We start from the raw sequence: 1,920 nt of genomic DNA on the forward strand, positions 1-1,920 counted from the left end.
TCAAAGAACTACTTGGTCGCTCATTTGCGACTCCCTTATGTTAACATCTTCGTTAGTTAATGTCAACTAAGTTTTTCATTTTGTTTGCCGCGTTCTGCGTTATTGCATCGGCGACTTGTTCTATATTACACCTCTAACTTACAATCGTCAATATGTTTTTATAAAAAACTTCATTTTTTATAAATCCCATTTACTTTATCAAATAATCTATTTACATATCTCTTCTATAAGAATATATAAGCAACCCATAAAACACCCCATGGGTTGCTATTTCACCAAAAACCTATTGTTCTTTTGAAGGAACCGAACAACTTCCATCAGTACAAGACATATCGCTTCCTTCGTCTGATGAAAACTCTTGTAACTTAGGCGCAGGATTCTCTTCCTCCCACACTTGCTGAAGTGCACCAACAAAAGTTTCAAGTGGTTGCGCACCTGAAATAGCATATTTTTGATTAATAATAAAATAAGGTACTCCCGAAATTTGATATTGCTGTGCAATCGCTTCATCAACTCTAACATCATTCGCATAAGCACTTTTGTTATTGATAACATCTAAAACCTCTTGCTTATCTAATCCCGACTTTTCAGCAATAGCAGCAAGTGTTTCCACATCACTTAAGTTTTGTGATTCAGTAAAATATGCAAAAAGAAGATTTTCTGTAATCTCTTTTTCCTTCCCTTGATCCTTAGCAAACTTCGCAAGACGATGCGCATCAAAGGTATTAGTCGGCTTCATCTCTTCAAAATTAAAACTTAATCCCATACTAGCTGCATGATTTCCTAGTTGTATGTTATTACGCTTAGCTTCTTCAATACTAATTCCATATTTTGATGCAAGTACTTCATTAATGCTTGTCCCAGAGTAAACAGGAGCATTCGGATCTAATTCAAAACTTTTAAACTCAACTTCAACATCGCCCCTATGTGGGAATTGTTCCAAAGCCATTTCTAATCTACGCTTCCCAATATAGCAAAACGGGCATACAAAATCAGACCAAACTTCAATTTTCATATGAACACCTCATTAACATTTAGTTTTCAATCATTGTAGCACTGGCACTGAGGAATTCAAAAGTTTATGCCTCGAGGAATCGCGACTACTAACTAAAGAATCTTTCGTACCCATATATACACTTAAATTATAAATAAGCTCCTTGTTCACTATTCCTATATCTCACTACATACTTAGCATAATATAGCTGTTCTCATATAGTAGAAAAATATCTGTATTATTTTACTAGGTTACGTACCACTTCCCTATACTCTCAAATAACAAAAACTATTCCTCAAAACACTACTATTATAAGACTAAAAAATTAAGCAGTATAAAATATAATTCCAAATTATATAGGTGACTTGTTTAATAGATTGAACAAACTACAAGTTAAAAAGAAGCAATTATGAACGAAGTTATTTCAAAAGCATATTGGTGTGGAAGATTTAGATGTCCAATCATGAAAAAGGAGTATTTACTGGCAGAAATACCTCTAATTTTTATCAGTTAGGGGATACTATACATAGGAATTTAAGGGGAAAGAGCTATACAATTCATAAACTATTAAATCATTTAGAGTATAAAAGCTTTAATTATGTACCAAGTTTTTTAAGGATTAACCATAAAGGAAGAGAAATTACATCTTATATTAAAGATGATTTAATGAAAACTTATTAGAAATAGTGCAAATGCTTCGCTATAAATGATCTTTCACTTGATATAAGTTGGCAATCAATATTTTCAATCTTGTTTCTAACGAAACAAATATACAAAAAAACACAAGTCAAAAGACTTGTGTTTTTAGTTGCTTGGCGACGTCCTACTCTCACAAGGACAAGGTCCCAACTACCATCGGCGCTAGAGAGCTTAACTTCCGTGTTCGGTATGGGAACGGGTGTGACCTCTCTGCCATCATCACCAAA

Annotated in this window: 1 protein-coding gene and 1 rRNA gene; both read right to left on the reverse strand. The window is 33.6% G+C overall.

What is annotated here, in order from left to right; translation table 11 throughout:
* Window positions 1-283: 283 nt before the first annotated feature.
* Window positions 284-1,015 carry a DsbA family oxidoreductase gene (locus MR065_RS26945; RefSeq protein ID WP_242215732.1) on the reverse strand — a complete coding sequence of 244 codons (732 nt, stop codon included), beginning with the start codon at window positions 1,013-1,015 and terminating at the stop codon, window positions 284-286.
* 789 nt (window positions 1,016-1,804) lie between these two features.
* Window positions 1,805-1,920, reverse strand: a 5S ribosomal RNA gene (gene rrf / locus MR065_RS26950).

This window comes from Bacillus cereus group sp. BfR-BA-01383 (assembly GCF_022663495.1).
In the GTDB taxonomy this organism is placed as follows: Bacteria; Bacillota; Bacilli; order Bacillales; family Bacillaceae_G; genus Bacillus_A; species Bacillus_A cereus_AU.

Bases quoted from the DNA above. Each gene is read 5' to 3' on its own strand.
- MR065_RS26945 (WP_242215732.1), bottom strand. From the start codon at position 1,015: ATGAAAATTGAAGTTTGGTCTGATTTTGTATGCCCGTTTTGCTATATT.